Here is a 23304-nt window from a genome sequence, read left to right on the forward strand (position 1 = left end):
TACTGAACAGTTTGGAACGTACAGGGATGGATAGTATTTCCGAAATACACAGTATAAGCTGTCTCTTTTCATTTTGTCTAAACTGTTAGTTTATTGATTTCCTTTTTTCAATAATTCTATTTTCTCTCGCTCACTAGCAAGCAGTCTTTCGTACAGCTCAACAACTTTATCAAGCGGATTATAATGACATTGATAGTTATACTGATAAGCAGAAGCATTATCGTGCATATTTTGAATATGGAAGATAAGCACTTCTTCACTGAAATTTTTAATTGCCTCTGCACTAACACCAAGCACACCCGCAATTTTATCTAACATTGCGTCTTCCACATCTTCGCTTTGCTCAATCTTCGATATGGTCTGCTGGCTTACGCCTAGTTCGATGGCAAGATGATCCTGCTTGATACCACGTATTTCCCTGATGCGGCTGATCTTTCTGCCGAGATGCACTTTGTTAGATTTTGTAGGCGTTTCCATAAAGCAAATATAATAAATTCTGAAATAGTACAGAACTACGGTTCTGTGGTAAGTTACCAATATAATTGGTAGGATACGGTAAATGGCCTGCGGAACTTTAGGATTATAACCTAAACCTAAAGACAATGGAAAATCAAGACGACATCCTACTCGGCGGAAAAGTGATCCGTACAGGCCACTACACGGCCGATTTGTCCCGACCTGACATTAACATCCTATACAGTATGATGCTGCTCAGGATTTCAAAGGGATATCTCTCAGAGGAAACATCATTCCTTATGGGAATGGGCAGCGACATTATTGGGAGGTTAGAAAAGCTCGCCCGAAAGAGGATGACAGCGGGCATACTCTTGGGGATGGTCGCTGGTCTGGGAGAACAATCCTTTGCAGGTCTTATAATTTTCAGTTCAGACCTCAAGGGAGGCTACTTTCCCTGCCACATGGTTCGAACTAAGCACAAGAAGATTATAGAGCATGCGCTATACGTGATGGATAGTATTGGAACTGAAAGATTGGCCTTCAAGCTCTTTGAACAAAATCCAAGTTATATAGAGTTTCCAAATAGCGAAGAGCAAAAATTGGAAGCGGTAAGAGAAATCCTCGATGCCGAGCTGAACGATAATTGGTCTAGCCCTAAGACACCGATCGAGATCTATCAGCATTGCTGTCTGTTGGCCGATCAGGACGTAATGCCCCGCCACGTCATGAAGGTTCTCGGGGAGATGGCCTCAAGGCGCAGCTATCCAAAGCTGTTGCCCAATAAGGCTAACGAGGGAAGAAAAATCACATACGAAAAGATAGAAAAATAGGAATTATGGAAAAGGAACAAAAGATTATTATCGCAGGGCACATTGCTGATGCGATAGCTGTAGAGCGCATCTACGGAATGGAATTTCTATACGGTGGTAAAAATTGTTTCCACCTGATAATTGTGGCACTATCTCCAGACGGCATCAAAATAGGAGAACTCGAGCCTTTCGTTAGGATGGCGATAAAACAGAATGATAAATTGACCTTTGAGATCTATGACAGGAGCGAAATCAGAAAACTGCAGAGGGAGGGCAGTATCTACCATCTGGTCTGTTGCGATGTTTCCAATCTTTTATATGAGGCTAGCGGAGCTGATGAAATGCCAACCTTTACAAAAGAAATGATCAAAAAATGGTCTGTCGAGGCCGAGGCAAATTTTAGGGCTGCAATGTCACGCATAGCTTCGTTCGATAATGGAGCAAAGTTCTTTATGGAAAATGCCGATACCGCTGTAGCACTCTTTATGTTGCATCAGGTATGCGAATTGAGCTGTAGGGCTTTGGAGATCGGTATGTGTGGACGGGAGAAACGAACGCACAACATTAGCCAGCATCTAAAGTTCCTGCGCTCCATGATGCCTGAGATCAGGATCATACCCAAAGATGGCCTATTCGACCGTGGATTGCTTGAACAGTTGGACAAGGCCTATTCGGCTGTAAGGTACGAGAGCGGATTTTCTGCCGAGGGAATAGATATAAAGGCGGTGTATCTATTAGCGGAGGAATTCCGTAATGCTGTAGAAGCAGAGATGGAAATTCTACTTGCCAAGGCGGATAGCATTGCTACATATATACCAAGCGATACTAAAATACCTTTGCAATTATCGGAGTTTACAGAACAACAAACCTGTGGGGAGGAAATTACAGGCATATTGGAGATCATCACACATTATCTTGAGCCGCAGGCGGTCTATCAGCTTGGGATGCGCACAGATAGCGATAAGCAAGATGGCATCTTTGATAGCAGCGCGAGTATTGCACGAAGCGGTGTGCACTATGACCTATTGGTCATCAGTGAAGTGGCCTATCCCTATGGACTGAACATTCAACAGCATATTACCCATAGATGTGGCGAGGGCGTATCGGTATTGTTGTTGATACATGGACAGAATGAATTCTCTAAGGCTGTACAAAGGGGAAGTAGTTTTTTCCATGCGATAGCCAAATCTGGAAAATTGTTGCTGGGCAGCAAAACCCCTCCGAATATGATCGCAACAGATGCACGGAGATACAGCGCAGAAAAGCTGGATCGCAGCACGCTGAACAGGAATACAAGGGCTGAGGAATTTTTAAGGTGCTCGGGCGAGATGATAGACGAGGGACACATGGTGCTTTCAATTTCCCTGATGTCCCAAGCGGTGGAACAGGCCTGCCTCGGGCTTATCTTAAAGTATCTTGGGTATAAACCGAATTTGTGCCGTGTAGGTCATCTGCTGAATATCTGTGGGATGTTCTGGCCTCAGGCAAGGTTGTATTTTCCGAGGGGATTGAATAATGATAAAAGTATGTACCGCAGGCTCTCAGATGGGCAGTCTAACGCAAGATATGGCATAGATGAGATCGATGACTGGAGTGATGCGTGGGGGCTTTACAGAAAAACTGAAGCGTTTGTTGGAGATGCAAATCTGTTTTCAAAGAATAGTTTAGTTACCGCTGAAAATCCCGAATGATATGAAAAAAGGAAAAGAAGTCCCTATTGAAATACCATTAGAGTTCAGGGTTGCCTGCACGCTGCTGAACCTAGAAATAAGTGGGGTACTACAGAGTTTTATTGACCATGTTTCAGTCTACTGTTTTTTAGGAGGAGGCCCGCTTGACGGCTACAGCGAGGCTACCAGTTTCATAACCGACCTGAACCTTGAACAGCTACCAACCGAAAACGGTAACGGCAAGTCGGCCGAAATGGGAGCTATCAATACGGCATTCAGCCTGCCCGCCCTAAAGGTATTGCGGCAGTTGGTAGCACTTGGAACAAGTAATGTTGGTAGTGAGCAGCAGAGGCATCAGCGTAGTATAGCGCTTGTGGAAAAGCTCTATGGTTATAGGAAGGATTATCAGAGCAGCCCCGACCGGCTGTTTTTGGAAGATGGGGCTTGTCTGGTCTTCGGAAAGGACTTTAGGATCATCTGCGAACTATATGCGGTGGATGGCCTCAGCTATCTACAGTATTTTATGTCGTGTATCTCCCTTGCGGAATTTAGGGCGCAGGTCGCATTGAAGAGACAGTTCGAGAGTATGCCCCAACTTTTCGTCTTTGATTATATCAGCAGGAACAGGGATGAGCAATCGAAGATCATACCCTTGACCGAGGCAATCGATTTGTACATTACCGAATTACAAAAGCTAAACGCAAGGCACTTTATTGTCCGAGACCTAAAGAAAAGAACCGAATGCTATCGGGAGTTCTTTTTATCGCATTACTACAATATACTAAAAGAGAAAGGAGATCATTATGGAAACACCAATTAAGCTTGAACTGCCCGAAGACTTCATCATGATATGTGAAATATTCGAGATCAGACCGCAGGAATTCATACAAAAGATACTGGATGAGATATCACTTCCACGTTATTACAGTGGCCAGAACGGAAAGGAAACTTGGTCGACACTGATCATGTTGGAGCATTTGGACACTATTGATTTTAGCGAGGAGAGACTTGCCTTACACGAACCCTATATGGAAAAATTGCACAATATCGTTTCTCAGAAGCCTTCTGCCAACGAAGAAGAGGTTGAGCTGACGGAAACAGAAGCGAGAAACCTCATGGCCGAATGGCACAAGGCAACACTGGCATACCGCTCCAAATATCTTTTGGATGGTCTGGCCGATGATGTCTAATTGATATCTCCCCACGCTCATTTTCGGCCTGCGGAACGCCCACGCGCTTGCCCGCACCAGTTCCCGCTTTTGGCATCTACGGTGGGAAATTCGCTTGGAGGTTGTAATTGCAGTGGGAACACCAACGGTATTTTGCTGATATTTAATGATTTAATCGTATATTAGATTATCGTAAGAAATTTTTAATGGACTGAGTGGTGCAGGCTTTAATTTTTTGATTGTTTGACGGGACTATTATATAATAGTCCCGTTTATTGTATAGGGATGTGGGGTCCACTTAGAATAGCGAGTAGCAATTAAATTTTATCGCTAATCTCTTGCCATTCATCTAAAGGTTGTATATAATCAGTCAATTGACAACCATCATCTGCTATTGCATACGATAATTCTAATGCGATAATGTCCTTACTTCCCTTCTTCGCTTTTGCAGCTTTAGTATAGTATTTTTCCAAATCTCCGTTCGACCAGATAAAAATATTATGTGTATTGAGCTCTTTTTGAAATTTGTTAAAGCGGTTTTCTCCCACTTTGGTTAATAGTTCTTGTTTTAAATCACTTTTAATATATCTTTCTTGCATATACGTAATCAAAGATGCGAGCTCATCATCTGTTTTCTCGATAGTACCGTTCTGGAATTTCTCGAAGATGTTCAGTAACTGTTGAGCATCAAGATTTGATTGCACGCCCTTTAATCTTTCTTTTAAAGCTATGGGATCAATTTTATCGACATTAATCAATCCCTTTATCTTTTCCAGTTCTGAAGTTAGTTCTGGCAGATTTAGAAATGAGAGTATTTTTTGAAGAACATCTTTGTAGCAGTCCAGATCACCAATTAAAATCCATTTGATTTTAAAAGCGTTCAACATCTTTATATAGCTTAAAAAATTACCCTTTCCATTTACTCGAGCAACAGATATATTTTTATAATCTAGATATTGTTTAGTTTTCTTTAATTTATCAATCGCCGATGGTAGCAAATAGTTTTCTCCTCCTTCAACTAGTATTACCATGTCAGAGAAAAATATCTCTGTGTTATTGCTCCAAAGAAATCTTTTTATTTCCTGTGATATGCCTAAATCCTCACTTCTCTTTATTTGAGAAACTTGTGAGTAATTATTTTCGGAGGATTTAAAAACCCGTATAATATTCGATGGGTCAACACCTTTCAAAAACTCTATCGAATGAGTACTAATTATTAGCTGCCTTTGAGTTTTGTCATTTAAGTAGTTATTTAACTCTGCTGAAATTATTCGCCTTGCCTGTGGGTGTAAAAAAACTTCAGGTTCTTCGGTGATTAAAAGAGAACTGGTGGCGTGGAACTTATTGCAATAAAGTGAAAATAATGCAATTATAACTGCACTTTGAATACCTGTGCCTTTTTCTGTAATAGCTCTATCAATACCATCATTTATAAAAATTTGAACATTTTTGTAGATATCTGATGGGTTATCATTGTATAATTTAAACGAAACTTTTTGATGAGCAATTGCTTGGCTTATGACTTTTCTAATTTCTTCTGTGTTATCAAAGAAAAGTTTGTCAACCTGCATCTTAATTTCTTCTGAATGACCTAAAATCAATTCAATATAACTACCCTTATTAGTAACTAGTTCAGTATTTTTATTATCATTCCAAATTTTTGATATTAGTTTTCCAAACCATGTATAGTTAACAACCCTCAAATCTTCTTTGGGGCTTCTAAGGGAATTTATAACCGTTGAGGTTATTAAGGCATCACGTAGCTTTTTCGGCACAAAATGAGACAACCAATACTCATTATTGTTTTTAAGTATTAGACCATATCCCGATGCATCTTCTGTCCTTAACGATTTAGTGAAAAAAATCTTTATGACTGTGCTCTGCTCAATAAAGGAAATCAATGCATCACCCTTCATCCATGTAGTTTTGTGATTGCGTTCATTGGCGACAATTGCGGGATTCTCAGCTATAACATCTAAATTCTGTAATAAATTATAGTTCACTTTGATTTGGTAACCGTCATAAGAATAAATTGACGATATGTTGTCGACTTTTGAAAAAGCAATATTCTTTATGATAGTAGCTATTAGGTCTTTGTTTATATCTCTCTCTTCTATAGTTACTTCGATATAGAAATTGTCCTCGACAACATCCTGTATCTCACCGGTATCGGGATTTGGTTCTTCATGACAATAAAAATCATTTTCCGTAATATTCAAATAGGTCGGGAATTTCTCACCAATTAGCATATCTAATGCTTTCACTATATTGGACTTACCACAATTGTTTTTACCAACAATGACGTTTTTTCCTTTTGAAAATTCAATTGTTGATTCTTTAAAACTTCTGAAATTTTTAAGAAAGAGCTTTGAGATGTACATTCATCTAAATTATATAATTTTTAAGATAGATTATTTACGAATCCCTTACGTTATTTAGAGTTGGTTTACTACGAATTAAGAAGATAGCGGCAACAATCCAAAGTTTACTGCCGCTATCTAAATTGACTCTTAAAATTGAAATAAGAAAAACCTAATCTTATTCACAAGTATCCTTAATACCTATACAAATTGTTCAGCTAACCTGACCTTGAGGTTTGCCATATCCTCGCTGAGTTTCATGTCCAATATCTTTGCGTAGTGCTGTGTAGTCCTGATATTCGTATGCCCGAGCATCTTTGATACGCTTTCAATGGGAACACCGTTCAATAATGTTACGGTAGTTGCAAAGGTATGGCGGGCGATGTGTGAGGTCAGTTTCTTTTCGATACCGCACAGCTCAGCTATCTCTTTTAGGTATTCGTTCATCTTTTGATTGCTCGGAACGGGAAACACGGTTCCAAGATTGCCACATATGGGATGGCCTTCGTATTTATTGATTAGCTCAACTGCGTTTGAAAGTAACGGGATGGATGCCCTCACATTGGTCTTCTGACGATTTTTGATGATCCAAAGCTCGCCATCGATACCCTTTTGTATATCAGTTATTTTTAGCTTCTGCACATCGGCATAGGCAAGACCAGTAAAGCAGCAGAAAAGGAAAACGTCCCTGATAGCATCCAATCTTGCAGAAACAAACCGCTTCTGTAGTATGATCTGGATTTCCTCCTGTGAAAGAAAGTTTCTGTCTACAGTTTTTGTGCGCCCTTTGTAGAAAGCAATCGGGTTACTTTCCGCAGTTCCGTTTTCGCAGCAGATATTGATGATCTTGCCAAGGTTCTTGATCATCTTTACGGTGTAGTTGTTGGCGCATGATCTAGACCTCAGGTAATAATCGAAATTATTGAAGAAAGCAACGTCTACCTTTCCAACTTCTATATCGTTAGTTTTATACTGTAAAAGAATAAAGGTTTCCAAGTGTTTTTTGAGCACTTTGTATCTGTTGAGCGTTCCCCTTACGTAATCTTTTCCTACCAAGACTTCCATTCTTTCGTTATGCTCTGCTACCGCCTGTACGAGCGTGGCAGAAATCGTTTCTCTGCCCATCATCATATCCCTTATTGATTGAGCAGTTATCTCATTGCCAGACTGTACCACCTTGAGGTACGCATCATAGGCCTGATTTTGCAGTTGGTCTAGACAGGTATTGAACAACCTATATTTTTCTTTTGTGCCGATTGCCCTTCCTGATTTGGAATGCCAACGGTCTGGCTCGCATGATCTTCCCGTGGCAATTTCCGCCCGTTTGCCATTTACCGTAATACGAAGGTAGATTGGTACTTCGCCCCCTGAATAGTTCTTTTGTCTTTTCACGAAGAAAAGTAGGCTAAAATTAGTTTTCATAATCTAACGATTAAAGGTTAACAAATTTAGCATTGCGGACTAAAACGCACAAGATGTATAGATTGTAACAGCCTGTACAGTAAGTGGATATGACTTATTCGGTGAGTCGTAAAGGCTTTTGTTGCGACTCACCGAATGACGAACTTTTTTTATGAGAATTCGTGTAAGTTTTGGTAAAGTCCTAAAAGCAAAAACCCTGCTAATCGTGCGATTGCAGGGTTTTATACGTTTTGTTAGTCATTTCTGTGATCCCGCTGGGATAATGACTTATTAATCCAATTGGCAATAAATGAGCAAGTTGTGAAATTTATATAATCATCATTTCAATATGGGCACCATATTGGGCACCGGTTATTCTGATATGATTTGACTAGATTTGAAAGAACAATTTGATTTGCAATTGAAGATAGTGATTATTTCTTTGTTAAAAAATTTTAATATAATATTAATAATTAAAGCTCACTTAGGCTATTATGAAGGATTTTATAGAAAAGATTTTTTTCCTCTCTCTTGGAATACCAAATATGATTTCGGCCAGAAATCTATCTCTCAAATTGATATCCCTTTCTAATTCATCTTTTGGAAAATGAAGCTTGTAAATTTCGTTTATGAGTCGGAAAATTTCCTTGACGTTTAAATTCTCTGCTCATTGCATTTATCTTTCAATCATTTCCACGTTTATTTTGAGTAGTTGCTGTAAAATTTGATCATTTGACGGGTTGTCTAGTTTCTTCATTTCTGTTACAGATTAGTACATTAGTATTTTTTAAGAACGGTTAGGAAGAGAATTTATTTCCTATCTTATGATAGTGGAGAATATTGCATTAAAAACAATCTACATTTAAGTAATTGACAACTATGTTAAATTGATTTCATATTAATTCACGTAGATATAAGTCAGCCATCCTAAAACAGGCATTAGATTTCTTAATATTGAAATTCTATATTAGACCCTACCAATAATTAGGAATTCCAAAATGCAGCGCCAAAGGTTCAATATTATCCAACCTAGTGCGCTAAAATCATAGGCGTAAGCAATGTTGCTTTCCATCCTTGTTCGCACACGGGGTCCAACCTCTACAAGTCAACAAAACTATAAGGATTTCGAATGATAATGTTAGCACGAAGCAGGCTGACTACCTCTAAAGACTTATCTTCTCAGCTGCTTTTGATTAACAGGGTAGCCCAAGGATCTAGAGCAGAGTATTGACTTCTCTACTCCAACTCACCTTAAAGTAAGATATAGTGGCTGTTTCCTTTTGTTGGATTTCATTATCATTGACTCGTAGTGAATTTACTTGTCGTTGATATTCAATCTTGTGATATTTACATCAAATGGTTCTAGTGCCATATTCAGGGGGATTTCCCAGTATTCATCAATATGGGCAACGATAGCTATTTTCCCTGCTGTAATAATCCTGGATGCTTTTTTTAGCATTTTGGACGTTTTATTGTAACCAAGCAGGTTGCTTATCCCTTTGGTAGATGTGCCTGTGGTCAGACCGGCCAGGGCATTCAAAGGATCACCCAATATACTGATGACATTACCGGCAAGGCTATTATTTATTTCAGAATGGAATATTTCTTGATTCTTGGCGTCTCTCACCGTAACGTTGCCCTGCTCATTTTTACTAAGTATGTACAATTCCGCAATGGCAATGTCCTTGTTTAGGGCTAATTGTTCGATCGCCCTTGATGCTTCTATGGCAGTCTCCTCAGAGTAAAAGATGATAATGATCAGTTTTTCCATCTTTTTAATTTTTTATTGTAATACCAAAGGGTTGCTGAAACCAGCAGGTTGTACTACATATGCTGTTTTAATATCGGGAATGCCCTTTAGTTCCAAACCGGTTAAGGCATAAAATGAATAGCTTTTGCTATATTGTACTTGCTCAAAAAAACTCTCAGATACGATAATTTGGTTTTGGTCGCTATGCGATAATTTCTGAATCCGGGAGCAGATATTCAACACGCTTCCGTAATAGGCTATTTCTCTTTTAATATCCCCAACTAAGGCAATGGTTACTTTACCACTATTAACGGCAGCACGAAACTTGGGCAAAATGCCATACTTTTGGATATAATAATCCTTTCTCGATTCCAGTATCCGTAGATAAGCATAATAAAAATCAAGGCTGTTGCTAAACCTGAAACCGTCTTTTGTTTTCCAGATTATTACCGCTTCATCGCCTACAAACTGGTATATTGTACCATTGTATTCCAGTACTGCATCCGAAAGGTCTGCAAAGCAATCCTGCATTAAGTTACTGAACTCATAGGAGCCTAAATGTTGTACTAACGGCGTAGAATCTATCATATCAAGAAACAGGAAAACCCGTTCTTCTTTACTTGGATCCAGGTAATTGCTTGTAAAAAAATCTGAGAAGAAGCCTACGCCCAGATTCCTTTTTAACAGCAGAATGATGGTGATGAAACTTTCTGTCAATAGTGCGTATACACTTGCAGATATTATCAGGGAGAAATTAAAAGAGTGAATATTGCCATCAAAAATAAAAAAATAGTAAAAAAATAATGCAAACCCTATCAGCAGTAATAAATTCAACAATCTGATGGCTAATATAAAACCGAAACTTCTCCTTGTGATGGCGGGATAAGCAAACAGGTGCATAATGCCTATTGGGATGCTAATCAGCCAGGACATCAGAAACGCAATCACATAAATCCGAACACCGGACACCCAATGTTGCAATTGATATACCTCTGTGAGTTGCGTTTCAGACAGCTCGTTTATCTTTATGAAGACATATAATAAAGCCGCTCCGATCCACAGGAACATAATCAGCAACAATTCTTTTAAATTGTAAATTTTCTTGTTGTAGCTCCAATTTTTAGCCCGTATCTTTTCCATCAATCATATTTTTACCCCCGTATCTTAAAAGCAGTGCAAAAGCCACTCATTGTTTCCAGAATAACTTTTGCACTGAATACAAACTATCTATTGCTACTTAAAGGCACTGACTGCTTTTTTCAGATGCTGATAAACCAGATCCAGTTCTTCTTTGAATATTTCTACCCTTACCTCAGCTTCTTCTTTCTGGTTATTCAATTTGTTAATGATGGCTTGAGTTGTTTTTTCCGCTTCGCTAATACTGTCCTTATAAGTATCGGTCAATTCTATCTTTTTATCCTGTGCTTTGTGTTCCAAAACATCCAATTGCAATCTCAGTTTTTCGTAATAGGCTGTGAATAGAAGTGACACTTTTACAGATGCCGGATTATCCGTTATTTTCTTTTTTACAATTTCTGCTGCCTTCAGGATATTTGCTTTACTTTTCTCAAAAACTTCTTCGGCACTTTCCTCAAAGTTTTTTTCGAATTCATCTATTGTTGCGTTAATGTCCTTAACCCATTCTTTGCTATCTTCATATTCAGCCGAAAGCGTGATTTTTAAATTCTGCAATTTTTTCTTAAACTCTAATTTCGCCTCATTAAATTTATCTTTTGCTTCGGCTTTACCAAGCGATAATTGTACTGCTAACGAATCCAGTTCCTGTTGGTCTTTAAGTAACTGATTGGCGATTTTTACCAAAACTGGTTTCTGGTTTTCTTTTGAATTTTCCATTGTTTTAAAATTTATTTGTGATTATTACGATGCGCTAATTGATTTGATAGATAATATCTCTCTTCAACAGCTTTTTTAGTAGCGTAGTCCCTGCCTGTTAAAATGACATAATCTGGTTTAACATTTAATCCTTTCCCTTCTTTAATATGAATGAATATTTTATCCAAATACATTTCCCGGTTGTTTACAGTCGTATAGACAACTGGCTTCTGCTGTTCTAATGCAAGAGAAAATTTAAGCTTCTTGAACGATACCAAATTCAATTCAAAAGAATTCATATCCTTTCTTTTAAAATCGATTCCGTATGCCAGTTTTTGCTGAATTTTAGTAAGCGGTAGTTTCTGTCCCTTTTCTTCGTACAAAATCCGGTACACCTCAACAGGATTCTTATCTGATATGTTTTTGTTTATTATATGAGCATCATATACATAAGTGTTATGGTTATCACTGTGCTGTATATAAAAAAGGCGACTGTCTGACCGCTCAGGAACTGGGTAATTTTCCTGAGCATAACCAATGTGGTAGACGATGGCCGAAAGTGTAAGTAGTATGATGAATTTCATTGCTATCTTCCTGTTACAAGTAAGTAATTCGTTATCGCTGTTTTGTACTGGCTTTTTGCTTCAATGAGTTTATCCTCGGTTTCTGCTCTCAGAGCCCGTGCTTCCAGCAAATCCGAAAGCTGGATTAAACCGTTTTTGTAGCTGTCCTGGTTTACTTTTAGGTTTTCAATGGTTTGGGTCAAGGTTTCTTCAATCAAGTGTACTTTTTTATCGGCTTCCGTCAGGTCTGTCCACGCTTTTTCCATTTGTAGGTTTAGCAATCCCTTATTGTCGTTCAGTGTGTTTTGAGCCATTTTTTCCTTAAACCTCAATTCGTTCAGCTTGTGCTTGCCGCCCCACCAGTCCGAAATAGGGATGGACAATGAAGCATAAGCCATTCCATTAAAAATGCCCTTTTGGTTACTTTCAAGCTGGTTGAGGTAATAACCACTCGCACCTACGCCGAAGGTTGGCAAATAATCACCTCTTTTCATTTGTGTTTCCATCTTTGATGCCGTTACCGCTTTTTCCAAAAGCTGGTATTCGGCACGGTTGGGCAATACCTCGCTATTGGAAACAAAATAGGTCTGGGGAAAGGAAAGGTCATCGAGGTTATCATTAAGGATTATTTCCGGACTGTACTCCATTCCTATCGTTTGGCATAACTGCATCAGGGATAATTTCTTTCCGTTTTCCAACTGGGTTTTGTTGACCCGCAGTTCGCTTTGCTTAATACTTACTTTGAGCACATCATTTTTAATGATAACCCCGTTTTTGTAGGCCGTATTAGCCTGATTGTAGAGCGTGTCTAAAAATTTAATATAGTTATCCAGTGTTTTCTGTTTTTCCTGAATGGTTATGACCTGCCAGTATTGTTGCTCTGTTTTGAGCAGGACATCGTTCTCAGACAATTTTTGGAGTTTTTGCCTCACTTCAATATTCAGGTTGGTAAGTTTATTGGCAGTTTTGATTTTGCCGCCCGCATAAACTGGCTGTAAAATATTGACATAACCCAATGCCATCTGGTTAAACAAACCGATGTTCACATCGGGCATATAGGCAAATTGCGTAGCGCTGCCAAGGTTGGCAGGGTTTCCGTCGTAAACGGGCAGATTGCCACCCTGCATTTTCATTTCCAGAAGCGGGTCAAGCGCCTGCATTCCCATTGCCGTGGCACTCACTTTCGGAAAGTAATTGGTGTATGCCTCTTTCTTCATTTCCTGAGCGGCACTTACTTCCAGTGCGCTGTTTTTTACCTTGCTGTTGTTCTGCAAAGCCAGCGATTTGCTTTGTTTTAGTGTGAGATATGTTTGGGCGTATCCGCTAACCGAAAAACCCAGTATAAATGCTGTTATGATTACCTTTTTCATTCTTACTTAATTTCTTTAAGTTTTAAAAACTCTTTTTCAAATCTTTGGGCATGGGCGTATCCCAATTGATATAATTCATCAATCTTTCTTCCATCAAACGTGCTGTAGCCATTTACTTCATCGGGTTGTATGTACACATCGCAATCAGCTCTTCCATCTGCTGTAATACCGGATGTGGCAATGCGGATAATCCTGGTCACTATCCCTGTGTAACTGAATTTTCCCTGATGTTTATTGAGCGGATTAACATTGATGCCGATGGTTTTATTACAGGTAGCCCTTATTTGCTGCACAGGGAAATTATTGAGCAAACCACCGTCGCACAGATAAGTATCTTCGCCATACAGCACCGGCTGAAATACCAAGGGGAAGCAGCAGGAAGCTTTAACCGCAAAAGACAAACTACCCTGACTAAAAATCAGGGATTGCGCATTCGTGAGGTCGGTAACTGATACATAAAGTGGTATTTTCAAACCTTGAAAGCTATCGTGCGGAATATAGGTGCGGATAATTTTTTCAAAACTGTCCGTACTCAATCCTCCTCCTTTTAATATGCCCGAATAGTTGAAAAACTGTTCCTTTTTGGCAAAATAAAAAATTTCTTCCGGCGAATAACCTGCTGCTATAAACGCCCCGATTAATGCCCCGGCACTTGCCCCGGAAACGGCATCAGGTTCTATACCCAGCTCCCGCATATATTGTAATATGCCAAGATGGGCCACGCCCCTGAAACCGCCACCTGAAAGTGTGACGCCTATCTTATCGTTCAAAATCATACTGCTGCAATTTTATTGTCTTCATTTTTATATGCCATCCAATAAATCAATGGAAGCATCGTAAGGATAAAAACCATAGATATGAGCGTTCCGAAACAGATGACCGTTCCCATCGGTGCCCAGAGCGGGCTTTTACTGATAATCATCGGAATAACGCCCATCGAAGCTGCCAGAGAAGTAAGCAATATCGGACGCATTCTACGCTTCCCTGCTTCTATACAGGCTTCCAAAACCGGCATATTGTGCTTGTGCCGCAGTTCTTCGATATAGTCGTACATAATAATACCATTTCTTACAATGATGCCAATCAAACTGACTACGCCCAATACAGAAGTCATACTAAATTCCATATCCATAATCTTCAATCCGACTGCAGCACCCAAAAAACTAAATGTAGTTGATGCAAATACCAACGAGGCCAAACCCACTTTTTTGAAATGGAATACCAAAATGAAAAAGATAATGGCGATGGAAATCATCAGCCCGCCTACGATTTTTGGCAACATTTCCGCTGTGTTTTCTTTTAATCCACCATAAGAAACCGTAATATTTTTGGCTTTTATTTGCTCTGAGAATTTATCAACGATAGTTTCAACTTTGGTCTGAACAGATTCAGGGCGATTACCTCGTTTCATATCAATGTATACCGATAAGGTACGTACGCCGTTTCGGCGGACAATTTGCCCTTCCTGCCATCCTGTGGTTACTTTGGCAATCTGTCTGAGCGGAACGGCAGGCGTAAACAAGCCCGAAATGTATTCGTTTTCCACGTCGCCTGCTTCAGCATCCTTATGTTCCCATTTCGATTTGAGCACTACAGGTATCTGGTAATCGTTTTCCCATATCGTAGTAATGGGTAAGCCTCCAAAACGTGAAGCTAGACCTATGCCTAAAACACCTTCACTGATGCCCAATCTATTGGCTTCTACGGGATTTAATGCCACCTGAATATCGGGCAGGATTTCTTCATAATTGGTATAAACCCGTATCGGCTCGTCTAGTTTTTTCACTTCCGATTGGATTTTTTCGGCCGATTCCTTCAAATCGGCGATATTATCGCCACTCAGGCGAACTTCTATATCCGAATCGACCCCTGCCTGGTAATCCAACTGTTTGAATTTCACAAAAGCATTGGGATAATGATGTGCATATTTCGTTGCATATTCATCGAGGATTTCCACTGTTGCTTTGCTCGATTCGGTATTGACAATAAACTGGGCAAAATTTGAACCACCGATTTTCGGAGCATAAGTAGTCTGAAAACGGGGTGAACCTGTTCCCATAAAAGTGGTAATGGATTTGACACGCGGGTCTTTGTCAAGGATTTGCCCCATATCATTTGCCACTCTTTCGGTTTGTTCCAAAGCGCTTGCCTGTGGCAGGAAGATTTCTACTGCAAACTGGTTACGTTCGGCGACAGGCATTAATTTTAATGGCGTTTGCAGGAATAGAGCAATCCCTATAACTACTGATAATATACCAATGGCAAATGTGGTTTTGGGAAACTGAAACACCTTTCCCAAAATTTTATCGTATGACGACTGCACATAGTCAAGGAAAGATTTGTTCTTTTTTACATTTTCCGAATGCAGACCTTTGGTAATAATGATGTATTGCAGGTAAGGTACAAACAGAACGGCAACGGCCAGCGAAACACCCAGCGTGATAAGTGTTGTCCAGGGGAAAGAACGTAAGAAGTCATAAAACATGCCCGTAAAAGTGACCAGAAACGGAAAGAAGGTAATGCCGATAGCCAGCGTGGCCGAAAATATGGCTTTGAAATATTCCTGTGCGCTTTCTATGGCGGCATCCTTGCGTGGGATTCCCTCGTCTAATTTTTCAAGGTAACTGTCCACAATTACAATAGAATTATCCACGATCATACCCAGAACTACCACCAATGCTGCCAACGTAACTGTGTTCAGTTCTAGTCCGAAAGCGTACATCAATCCCAACGATATAAAAATTGAAATGGGAATGGTGGAAGCGGCAACGCCGGCCACACGTATGGGTAGTAAAAGCATTACCACCAAAACTACCGCGGCAATGGCGATCGCCAACTCTTCCAAAAAGGTGTTGATTGAGGCATCTACTACCTGTGGCTGATCGGCAATGCGGAATATTTTCACATCGTCTGGTAAGTTCTTTTCAAAATCCTTCATTATCGCTTCCACCTCCTTTCCGTATTGTACAATATTATAGCCCTCCCGCATTTCGGTGGAAAGGATAAGACATTTTTTCCCGTTGCTGACAGTATAGTTCGTAGCTTCCGGATACTCACGGGCTACCTTTGCTACATCTTTCAGGCGGATATGGTTGCCCTGCGGGTCAGAATAAACGATTTGTTCTTCCAAATCGCGTTCGGAGGCAAAAGGACGGGTAATGTGAATGGGCACGACCATTTCGTTATTATCAATCTTGCCCGATGGTCCAATCATTCCTTTAGTTAGCAGCGTTTGATATAGGCTGTAAATGTTGATACCGTAGCTTGCTATTTTTTCCTTATCGATATAAATGCTTAACTGCTCGTTTTGTACACCGTAACGGCGCAGATTTGATACTGATTCAACTGTGCGGAGTTTGTTTTCCAACACTTCTACATAGTCTTTCAGCTGGCGGTAGGTTTTGGTATCAGATTCCAATGCAATCAAAAGTGCCGAAGTGTCTCCGAAATCGTCATTGGCTATCAAAGCCAGTACTCCCGATGGCAATTGCGCCTTAAAGGTTGACAATCCGTGTTTGATTTTCGACCAGACTTCATCCTTGTTTTGCACTTCGTCGTTCAATTCTACAAACACATACACAATACCGTCACGCGACTGTGAATAGGTTTTGGATTTCTTTACTTCTTTGTAAGTAAACAGGAATTTTTCAAGCGGTTTGGTCAATTGCTCTTCCACCTCTGCCGAAGTAGCTCCCGGATAGACACCCACTACCACGCCCTGACGGATGGTAAATAAAGGGAACTCCTGTTTGGGCATCTTAAATAATGCAAAAACCCCGAAAATTACCAGTGTGGTAATCAGTAACAGCACAATTTTATTATACTTCATAGCAAGTGCTATGAGTCCGGTATGTTCTTTCTTGTTTTCCATTTGTCGGGATTATTTTTTTACAGTTACCAATGTTCCGTTGCTGATATTCTGATACCCAGCGGTGATCAGTTCGTCGCCTTCCTGCAAACCGCTTGTGATTTGTACACCGTTTTCTGCAAGACTTCCCAGCGTTACTTCTTTGTATACCGCCTTGTTCTGTCTGTCTTTCAGCCATACGAAGCGTTTGCCGGAATAGTCTACCATTACTGCTTTTATCGGAACAATGATATTCGCTTTATCGGAACTGCCTGAATTACCCAAATAGGTACGGCATACCATGCCGGGCAGAATTTTCCCTGTGGTATTGTTGATTTTTATCTTAATATCGTAGGTATGTGAAACTGGATTTGCGGCAACGCTTTTTTCAATAACCTGCCCTTCAAAACTTTCATCATTTAGCGCAGAGATTTTAACCTGGCATTTGGTTCCGGTATGGATAGCGGATATCTCGCCTTCGGGTATGGCGGCTTTAACTTTTACGCTTTTAACATCCATAATATTATAAACTGGTGTTCCGGGCATCACATTGGCTCCGGGTTCCAGATAACGTCTGCCTACTACGCCCGATTGTGGCGAGTAGAGGTTACCGTCCTGCAAATTTTTACGGGCAATGGCTTCGTTTGCCTTTGCCTGTTCCACCTGTGTTTTTATCTCAATAAACTTGATTTCCGGTAAGCTCTTGCTTTCGTACATTGCCGACATTCTTTTGTAGGCATCTTCTGCTTGTTTCAGTGTGGCCAATGTCGATTCGTGCGCATTTTTCAATGATGCTGTGTTTAACCGCCCTAAAAGCTGTCCTTTAGAAACTTTCTGCCCTTCGTTTGCATAAAGCTGTTCGATCATTCCAACTCCCAAAAAGCTCACGTCTACCGCATTTTCACTTTCAACGGTTCCGATGTATTCCTGTTGGTATGCATTGTTGTCAGACTGAATTTGTTGTACACCTACCAGGACGGTTTTGGCTTCGGTTTTTTCTTCTTTGGAAGAGCAGGAAAAAAGGATGAGCATGCAGGATAAAATGCCGACGTGCTTTGCCAGGGGAAACGCTGTTTTGTTCATATCTCTTTGTTATTTAATGTTTACTGCGTCAAAGTTATGGACGAGGAGTGCCCCGCGTAAAACCGATTATTCTTCGATAATGTTCAAAAGGTCGCTTTTTGTATATTTGTATTGATTATTAAGAGAAATTGAAAATGAAAAAAGAAGATTTTGTCAAAATTTCCATAGCACACTTTGCCAGACAGCTACACGTAAATGTTATTGCGGAAACTAACGATTTTATCGTTTCCAAAAGCCCGAACACCTTTCGGGAGCATTCGTTTGATTTAGACCATCCGCATATTCTGGACGGAATTGCTTTTGTGTTTTGTGTAAAAGGAAAGGCAAAGGTTAAAATAAACCTTACGGAACACGATGTGTATCAAAATACGATGCTTATTGCTGTCCCGAACAGTATTGTACAAATATTGGAACAGAGTGACGACCTGAAAATAGAGTTCCTGTTTTTTACGTTCGATTTTATTTCTAATATCAAGCTGTCTACCCAATTGGGCTATATAGCTAAGGCGGTTGAAAAACAAACCTGCCTGTACCTGACCGATGAAACCTTCGGGGATTTGCTGGCCGTGCACAAACTTATTGTAAAGCAGTATCAAAAGCATATTGCTTACAGGGAAGATGTGATCAAAAATTTTCTGTATGCGTTAATCTACCAAATATTGCAATTGTACGCTACCAGTATAACCAGTAGCACCGCTAAAGGCCAGAATAGAAAAGAGGATATTCACATGAAGTTTATGGCCTTGCTTTTTGAACATTACAAAATCGAGCGCAGTGTTAAGTTCTATGCTGATAAGTTGTACCTGACACCGAAATATTTCGCCAAAGTTGTCAAAGATATAAGCGGCAAGCCCGTCCTTGAGTGGATAGACGAAATGGTTATTATGGCGGCAAAGGCATTGCTCAAAAGCTCGGATATGACTGTGGCGCAAATTTCATTTGAACTGGAATTTGCTAATTCTTCTTTCTTTGGGACCTATTTCAAGAGAAGAGTTGGAATCACGCCGTTGCAGTACAGAGAAAAGTAAGTTATAACCGTATGATCGCCTACAACAGAATGAAAGCGAATTATTGAACGTTTATGGAGCTGTTTGGAACATTTAGAACACGCTGGATTTGGTACTTTTGAAGTAGCATCATCGAATGATAGACAACAGGGTTACGTTACCTTGAAAGTACAGGAATCGTTTTGATAATTTCGATAAATTAAGCAACACAAACAAATATACCGTCATTAATAAGTAATTACCCTGTAAACAATAATTACTATAATCAGGATAAAAATGAAAGCATCAGTAGTAAAAAGCGTAGGCGGTGTCTTCCAAACAGAAGATGTTCAGATAGACCAACCGAAAGGTTATGAAGTATTGGTTAATATTAAAGCATCGGGACTATGTCATTCAGATCTGCATATCCGTGATGCCAATTACGGATTTCCGTTTCCTGCAGTATTGGGACACGAGCCGGCTGGAATTGTAGAAGCCGTGGGCGAACTTGTATCCGAATTTGAAGTGGGCGACCACGTGGTTGGCTGCCTGATACAATATTGTGGGGCCTGTGAAGAATGCTTGTCTGGTCAGACTTATTTTTGTAAACATCCTGAATTTACACTAAGGAAAGCAGGAGAATCGTCTCGACTAAAAAACAAAGAGAATAATCTTCTAAATCAAGGGTTTGGATTGGGTGGGTTTGCTGAAAAAATACTTACTCATCAAAACCAGTTGGCAAAAGTACCAAAGGAAATGCCTTTTGACAAGGCTTGTCTTCTAGGTTGTGGAACCGTTACTGGTGCAGGAGCCATCATTAATACCGCTAAAACTAAAGCTGGCGATAGTGTTGCAATAATAGGAGTTGGCGGCGTTGGATTAAACGCCATATCCGGAGCTAAAATTGCGGGAGCGACTATTATTATTGCCATCGATATTGATGATGAAAAATTAGAATTTTCTAAAAAGTTCGGAGCCACGCATATCATTAATTCAAAGAACGAAGATGTTGTTGCCCGTGTAAAACAAATAAGCGAAGGAGGAGTTAATTCTGCTTTTGAAGTGATCGGATTACAATCTACATCAGAACAAGCTGTGCAAATGATAAAACGTGGCGGTGGAGCTTACTTGATTGGGATGTCTAAGCCAAATACTTTAATTTCTGTTAAGTCTTTTGAGGAAATGGTTGCTGATGGAAAGAAATTGATTGGGGTGATGATGGGTTCCAGCAACTTAAAAAGAGATATCCCGATGTATGCCAAACTATACCTTGAAGGAAGAATGAACCTGGACGATTTAGTCTATAAAACCATTAATATAGATCAGGTTGAAGAAGCCTATCAGGAGCTGGCTTCCGGCAAAATTGTTGGGCGTACGGTCATCACTTCTTTTTAATAAGTAGTAGCTGTTAGCAATTAACTTTTATCAATTAACCTTAAAATCAATGTGTTGAAGTTTGGAAATGTATGATTAAATAGTTTCAAGTACTTTGACTATACAAACACATCAGAATTATTTTTTAAAATCATTAAATATAAATTATGAACAGATTAGAGGGAAAAGTCGCCATCATTACCGGTGGTGCAAGTGGAATGGGAGAAGCACACGTACGCCTTTTTATTGAAGAGGGTGCGAAGGTTGTTATCACAGATATTGTGGAGGAAGCAGGAATGAATTGGCCAAGGAAGTTGGCGAAAACGCTATTTTTTTGAAACACGATGTAGCTGACCCTAAAAGTTGGGCAGAAGTTGTAAAAAGTGTGATTAATGAATTTGGAACCATAAATATTTTAGTTAATAACGCTGGTTATGCCGGTCCAATAGTCCTTTTGGCAGATATGAAGGATGAGGATTATCTTGGCGTTGTATCTGTTGACCAGCACGGTACATTTTATGGTATGAAAGCGGTTATCCCGGAAATGATGAGAAATGGCGGTGGTTCAATCATTAACATCGGCTCGGTTGCCGGTTTGAGGTTTGAGGATGGCACACCTAATGCTGCATATAGTACAGCGAAATTTGCGATAAGAGGCCTTACGCAAGCAGCAGCTTATCAATATGGGGACAAAAACATTCGGGTAAACGCAGTTCATCCGGGAGGTGTAACTACACCATTGTTGTTAGGTCATTTTAGTAAGGCAGAGCTTGACGAACTGGCATCAGGACAACCACTGCAAAATCGTCTTGGTAAACCGCGGGAAATTTCGCAGGTCGTCTTGTTTTTAGCTTCGGATGACTCTTCTTTTGTGACAGGTGCCGATTACGTTGTCGATGGTGGAAAATCAATTCACTAAGACCTGTATAAGTTAATACATTTCAATCTATAAATATTCATTAACAAATTTAACAAATAAAAAATGTTAGAAATTATGAAAGACAAAGCAATCATTATTACAGGAGCTGCAATGGGATTAGGATATGCAACAGCCAAAGAATTAGCATCAAGAGGAGCAAATTTAACTTTGGTAGATTTCAACAGTGACGTATTATTGGATACTGTTAAAAAAGAACTATCAGCACTTTATCCATCTTCAACATTCATAAGCGTAAAGGCAGATGTTTCCAAGGAATTAGAGGTGAAGAATTATGTAGACCAAACCGTAAAAACCTTTGGAAAAATAGATGGTCTTTACAACAATGCCGGTATTGCGGGCGGACCATCCGAAATGACAGAATATGATATGGATTTATTCAAGAAGGTAATAGAAATAAATTTGATGGGCGTTTACTATGGGATGCGGTACACTATCCCCGAAATGAAGAAAAGAAACTTTGGCCGTATTGTAAATGTTGCATCTACTGCAGGTATTCGTGGGGTCTTCAATATGGCACCTTACGTTTCAAGCAAGCACGCTGTTTCCGGGATAACGAAAAGTGCCGGAATTGAATACGGGCAATTTAATATACTTACCAATGCAATTGCCCCGGGAGCGATATTAACACCTATGCTTGCGGATGTGCTCAAGAAAATAAATCCCGTTGACCCTAAGGCGGCGGAGAAAGCACAGTCCGCAAACAATCCAACAAAAAGATTAGGGTTGCCGGAGGAGGTAGCAAAATTTGTTGCGTTTTTAATAGCTGAAGAAAACTCATATATCAATGGGCAAACGATTGCCATCGATGGGGGCGAATCACAAATATTCGGCACGTTTTAATATTGATGGTCAAACAATTGGCATTGACGGCGGGATGAGTATTCAATAGAAAAATTTTTTTTAAGTATAATTTACTTTCCAAACACACGCAAGGTTTTTAACAATAAGAATTAAAATTTAAAGATAAAATAAACAATGGAAAAAGTAATCCAATTTTTGGTAAGTGATCAAGTAAACGCTTATAAAGTAGTTGAAAAATTAAAGGATTTAGACACTAAATCAGATATTTCTACAGATAAAATATTTGTATTGGTAAAAGATGAAAATGGAAAGGTAAGCTTAAAAGACAGCAATGGGGATATTGCAGACAATACATTGTTTGGTCTTTTTGCCGGTGGGTTAATTGGATTTTTTGGCGGTCCGGTTGGTTTTCTTTTAGGCAGTTCATTTGGTGCCTTGTTCGGTTCCCTGGCAGATTTGGGTATGGCCGAAAGACAAAATGAATATTTAGATAAAGTTGCTGAAAAAATTCCTGCTGGTAAATCTTTGGTAGTGGCACACGTTTTTGAAGATTGGACAACACCAATTGATTCTTCTTTAACTGAAATCGCCGAAATTACCCGGATCGATGTTTCTGAAGAAGTAAACAAAGCTATTGAAACGGAAATTGATAGCTTTAAAGCAGACATTGATAAAATTGAAAGTGATATTAAAAATACAATTAAGGAGCAAAGGGAAACCTTACAAGCAAAACTTACCGAGTTGAAAACAAAAAGACAAAGCAAGGAAGCTGAGCTGAAAGCACGTGTGGAATTGCAAAAAAACGCCTACAAAAATTGGTTAGCAAAAGCCAAGGACAAAATAAAATCGCTTTCAAAAAAAGAGGACTAGTCCAGAAAAATATCCGTGCTAA

General features: G+C 39.7%; 19 protein-coding genes and 1 pseudogene. 9 read left to right on the plus strand and 11 right to left on the minus strand.

Going from position 1 to position 23304, the window contains the following annotated elements:
- Positions 1–90 precede the first annotated feature (90 nt).
- Positions 91–477 carry a helix-turn-helix domain-containing protein gene (locus DUT71_RS14400; protein WP_097128435.1) on the minus strand — a complete coding sequence of 129 codons (387 nt, stop codon included), beginning with the start codon at positions 475–477 and terminating at the stop codon, positions 91–93.
- A gap of 125 nt (positions 478–602) precedes the next feature.
- Here DUT71_RS14400 and DUT71_RS14405 point away from each other — a divergent pair, with 125 nt between their 5' ends.
- The 4 genes from DUT71_RS14405 to DUT71_RS14420 are packed head-to-tail and all read left to right on the plus strand — an operon-like array spanning position 603 to position 4125.
- On the plus strand, positions 603–1286 hold the full coding sequence (locus DUT71_RS14405) for a hypothetical protein (RefSeq protein WP_113663252.1): 684 nt from the start codon (positions 603–605) through the stop codon (positions 1284–1286).
- Positions 1287–1291: 5 nt separating this feature from the next.
- Positions 1292–2956, plus strand: a complete 1665-nt coding sequence (locus tag DUT71_RS14410) for a HEPN domain-containing protein (protein WP_113663253.1) — start codon at positions 1292–1294, stop codon at positions 2954–2956.
- A 1-nt stretch (position 2957) separates the two neighbouring features.
- Positions 2958–3755: a hypothetical protein gene (locus DUT71_RS14415; protein ID WP_113663254.1), complete on the plus strand. Its 798-nt coding sequence runs from the start codon at positions 2958–2960 to the stop codon at positions 3753–3755.
- Positions 3756–3780: 25 nt separating this feature from the next.
- On the plus strand, positions 3781–4125 hold the full coding sequence (locus DUT71_RS14420; RefSeq protein ID WP_162796059.1) for a hypothetical protein: 345 nt from the start codon (positions 3781–3783) through the stop codon (positions 4123–4125).
- A gap of 296 nt (positions 4126–4421) precedes the next feature.
- On the opposite strand, the gene DUT71_RS14425 is transcribed toward DUT71_RS14420, so the two are convergent.
- The 10 genes from DUT71_RS14425 to DUT71_RS14475 all read right to left on the minus strand — a co-directional run bounded on the left by DUT71_RS14425 (position 4422) and on the right by DUT71_RS14475 (position 18311).
- Positions 4422–6485 carry an ATP-dependent nuclease gene (locus DUT71_RS14425; protein WP_113663256.1) on the minus strand — a complete coding sequence of 688 codons (2064 nt, stop codon included), beginning with the start codon at positions 6483–6485 and terminating at the stop codon, positions 4422–4424.
- A 180-nt stretch (positions 6486–6665) separates the two neighbouring features.
- Complete coding sequence (locus DUT71_RS14430; protein WP_113663257.1) at positions 6666–7886, minus strand: site-specific integrase; 1221 nt, start codon at positions 7884–7886, stop codon at positions 6666–6668.
- 1294 nt (positions 7887–9180) lie between these two features.
- Entirely contained in the window at positions 9181–9636 is a 456-nt protein-coding gene (locus DUT71_RS14440; RefSeq protein ID WP_113663259.1) for a hypothetical protein, read from the minus strand.
- A gap of 12 nt (positions 9637–9648) precedes the next feature.
- Positions 9649–10755, minus strand: coding sequence for an adenylate/guanylate cyclase domain-containing protein (locus DUT71_RS14445; RefSeq protein WP_113663260.1), 1107 nt, complete (start codon positions 10753–10755; stop codon positions 9649–9651).
- Between the two features lie 93 nt (positions 10756–10848).
- Complete coding sequence (locus tag DUT71_RS14450) at positions 10849–11469, minus strand: hypothetical protein (RefSeq protein WP_113663261.1); 621 nt, start codon at positions 11467–11469, stop codon at positions 10849–10851.
- An 11-nt stretch (positions 11470–11480) separates the two neighbouring features.
- Complete coding sequence (locus DUT71_RS14455) at positions 11481–12032, minus strand: DUF4833 domain-containing protein (protein WP_113663262.1); 552 nt, start codon at positions 12030–12032, stop codon at positions 11481–11483.
- Positions 12033–12034: 2 nt separating this feature from the next.
- Entirely contained in the window at positions 12035–13381 is a 1347-nt protein-coding gene (locus tag DUT71_RS14460) for a TolC family protein (protein ID WP_113663263.1), read from the minus strand.
- Positions 13382–13383: 2 nt separating this feature from the next.
- A complete protein-coding gene (locus tag DUT71_RS14465; RefSeq protein ID WP_113663264.1) occupies positions 13384–14157 on the minus strand; it encodes a patatin-like phospholipase family protein in 774 nt (257 codons plus the stop codon).
- Positions 14154–17252 carry an efflux RND transporter permease subunit gene (locus DUT71_RS14470; protein WP_113663265.1) on the minus strand — a complete coding sequence of 1033 codons (3099 nt, stop codon included), beginning with the start codon at positions 17250–17252 and terminating at the stop codon, positions 14154–14156. The genes DUT71_RS14465 and DUT71_RS14470 overlap by 4 nt, the downstream gene beginning before the upstream one ends.
- A gap of 9 nt (positions 17253–17261) precedes the next feature.
- Positions 17262–18311 carry an efflux RND transporter periplasmic adaptor subunit gene (locus DUT71_RS14475; protein ID WP_113663266.1) on the minus strand — a complete coding sequence of 350 codons (1050 nt, stop codon included), beginning with the start codon at positions 18309–18311 and terminating at the stop codon, positions 17262–17264.
- A 134-nt stretch (positions 18312–18445) separates the two neighbouring features.
- Here DUT71_RS14475 and DUT71_RS14480 point away from each other — a divergent pair, with 134 nt between their 5' ends.
- From DUT71_RS14480 to DUT71_RS14500, 5 genes and pseudogenes are all read left to right on the plus strand, one after another.
- Positions 18446–19339, plus strand: coding sequence for a helix-turn-helix domain-containing protein (locus tag DUT71_RS14480; RefSeq protein ID WP_113663267.1), 894 nt, complete (start codon positions 18446–18448; stop codon positions 19337–19339).
- A 255-nt stretch (positions 19340–19594) separates the two neighbouring features.
- Positions 19595–20692 (plus strand): zinc-binding dehydrogenase, encoded by a 1098-nt coding sequence (locus DUT71_RS14485; RefSeq protein WP_113663268.1) that lies wholly within the window; start codon positions 19595–19597, stop codon positions 20690–20692.
- 197 nt (positions 20693–20889) lie between these two features.
- Positions 20890–21590, plus strand: a pseudogene (locus DUT71_RS14490) (SDR family NAD(P)-dependent oxidoreductase).
- Between the two features lie 75 nt (positions 21591–21665).
- On the plus strand, positions 21666–22451 hold the full coding sequence (locus DUT71_RS14495) for an SDR family oxidoreductase (RefSeq protein ID WP_113663354.1): 786 nt from the start codon (positions 21666–21668) through the stop codon (positions 22449–22451).
- A gap of 135 nt (positions 22452–22586) precedes the next feature.
- Entirely contained in the window at positions 22587–23282 is a 696-nt protein-coding gene (locus tag DUT71_RS14500) for a DUF1269 domain-containing protein (protein ID WP_113663269.1), read from the plus strand.
- Positions 23283–23304: the final 22 nt, after the last annotated feature.

This window comes from Pedobacter nanyangensis (assembly GCF_003313505.1).
Lineage (GTDB): Bacteria > Bacteroidota > Bacteroidia > Sphingobacteriales > Sphingobacteriaceae > Pedobacter > Pedobacter nanyangensis.

Excerpts from the sequence above, each read along its gene's own strand:
- DUT71_RS14455 (WP_113663262.1), bottom strand. The coding sequence starts at position 12,032 with ATGAAATTCATCATACTACTTACACTTTCGGCCATCGTCTACCACATT.
- DUT71_RS14445 (WP_113663260.1), bottom strand. The coding sequence starts at position 10,755 with ATGGAAAAGATACGGGCTAAAAATTGGAGCTACAACAAGAAAATTTAC.
- DUT71_RS14410 (WP_113663253.1), top strand. The coding sequence starts at position 1,292 with ATGGAAAAGGAACAAAAGATTATTATCGCAGGGCACATTGCTGATGCG.
- DUT71_RS14480 (WP_113663267.1), top strand. The coding sequence starts at position 18,446 with ATGAAAAAAGAAGATTTTGTCAAAATTTCCATAGCACACTTTGCCAGA.
- DUT71_RS14420 (WP_162796059.1), top strand. The coding sequence starts at position 3,781 with ATGATATGTGAAATATTCGAGATCAGACCGCAGGAATTCATACAAAAG.
- DUT71_RS14500 (WP_113663269.1), top strand. The coding sequence starts at position 22,587 with ATGGAAAAAGTAATCCAATTTTTGGTAAGTGATCAAGTAAACGCTTAT.
- DUT71_RS14425 (WP_113663256.1), bottom strand. The coding sequence starts at position 6,485 with ATGTACATCTCAAAGCTCTTTCTTAAAAATTTCAGAAGTTTTAAAGAA.
- DUT71_RS14450 (WP_113663261.1), bottom strand. The coding sequence starts at position 11,469 with ATGGAAAATTCAAAAGAAAACCAGAAACCAGTTTTGGTAAAAATCGCC.
- DUT71_RS14495 (WP_113663354.1), top strand. The coding sequence starts at position 21,666 with ATGAAAGACAAAGCAATCATTATTACAGGAGCTGCAATGGGATTAGGA.
- DUT71_RS14485 (WP_113663268.1), top strand. The coding sequence starts at position 19,595 with ATGAAAGCATCAGTAGTAAAAAGCGTAGGCGGTGTCTTCCAAACAGAA.
- DUT71_RS14405 (WP_113663252.1), top strand. The coding sequence starts at position 603 with ATGGAAAATCAAGACGACATCCTACTCGGCGGAAAAGTGATCCGTACA.
- DUT71_RS14430 (WP_113663257.1), bottom strand. The coding sequence starts at position 7,886 with ATGAAAACTAATTTTAGCCTACTTTTCTTCGTGAAAAGACAAAAGAAC.
- DUT71_RS14440 (WP_113663259.1), bottom strand. The coding sequence starts at position 9,636 with ATGGAAAAACTGATCATTATCATCTTTTACTCTGAGGAGACTGCCATA.
- DUT71_RS14475 (WP_113663266.1), bottom strand. The coding sequence starts at position 18,311 with ATGAACAAAACAGCGTTTCCCCTGGCAAAGCACGTCGGCATTTTATCC.
- DUT71_RS14465 (WP_113663264.1), bottom strand. The coding sequence starts at position 14,157 with ATGATTTTGAACGATAAGATAGGCGTCACACTTTCAGGTGGCGGTTTC.
- DUT71_RS14400 (WP_097128435.1), bottom strand. The coding sequence starts at position 477 with ATGGAAACGCCTACAAAATCTAACAAAGTGCATCTCGGCAGAAAGATC.
- DUT71_RS14460 (WP_113663263.1), bottom strand. The coding sequence starts at position 13,381 with ATGAAAAAGGTAATCATAACAGCATTTATACTGGGTTTTTCGGTTAGC.
- DUT71_RS14415 (WP_113663254.1), top strand. The coding sequence starts at position 2,958 with ATGAAAAAAGGAAAAGAAGTCCCTATTGAAATACCATTAGAGTTCAGG.
- DUT71_RS14470 (WP_113663265.1), bottom strand. The coding sequence starts at position 17,252 with ATGGAAAACAAGAAAGAACATACCGGACTCATAGCACTTGCTATGAAG.